This is a genomic window from Streptobacillus notomytis (assembly GCF_001902585.1).
Lineage (GTDB): Bacteria > Fusobacteriota > Fusobacteriia > Fusobacteriales > Leptotrichiaceae > Streptobacillus > Streptobacillus notomytis.
Genome location: NZ_LKKV01000083.1, coordinates 1 through 717 on the forward strand (window position 1 = coordinate 1; position 717 = coordinate 717).

Sequence of the window (717 nt, forward strand, 5' to 3'; positions counted from 1 at the left end):
ATCTTGGGTAAATCATTTAATATACTACTAATTTTTCCACCTGTAAAAATGTCTGCTATTATTCCACCAACACTTGATTCAGCTAAAGCTTTAATCTTATCTATATTGTATTCCCTAAACAATTCTTCTATTAAATATCTTTGAACATCAAAGTCAAAATAATGAATTTTTTCTCTTAATTTATACTTATCACTTTTATCTAAAATTTCTCCAATATCTTCTTTTTTAGATATTATCATTTTTTTAATTCCATTATATAAGTAATCTGGGTCTAATTCATCCATTTTAATACTTGAATAATCAAAGTTTTTATTATACCCTGGTAAAATTGAGGAAAAATAATCTGGTATTTGAGTCCAAATTCCTAAACTAGAATATTTTTTATCTAGCCCTATTCCCAATCTTTTATATAGCTTTGTAGAAATTTTCCCAATTATATTATTAAGCTCTTTTTTGTTGTTAAATTCTTTACTTAATCCTGTAGCTGGAGAAATAAAATCCGTTGCTAAAGGAGTATTTGATTTTTCAAATATCTTTACTAAACTTGAAAGACTTTTAAAATTCTTATTAGAATGTATTTCATCAAATAAAATTTTAGGAATGTATCTAAGAGGAGAATCTCCATAAAGTGATCCTGAATAATGCCCTAATATCCTACTTGTTCCCTTAATTCCCGAAACCTCTGCATTTGATAAATATGCGTGTTCTTCTTCATAT

General features: G+C 26.1%; 1 pseudogene. It reads right to left on the minus strand.

Going from position 1 to position 717, the window contains the following annotated elements:
- A pseudogene (locus BUE91_RS07130) lies at positions 1–717 on the minus strand (hypothetical protein); the annotation flags it as partial.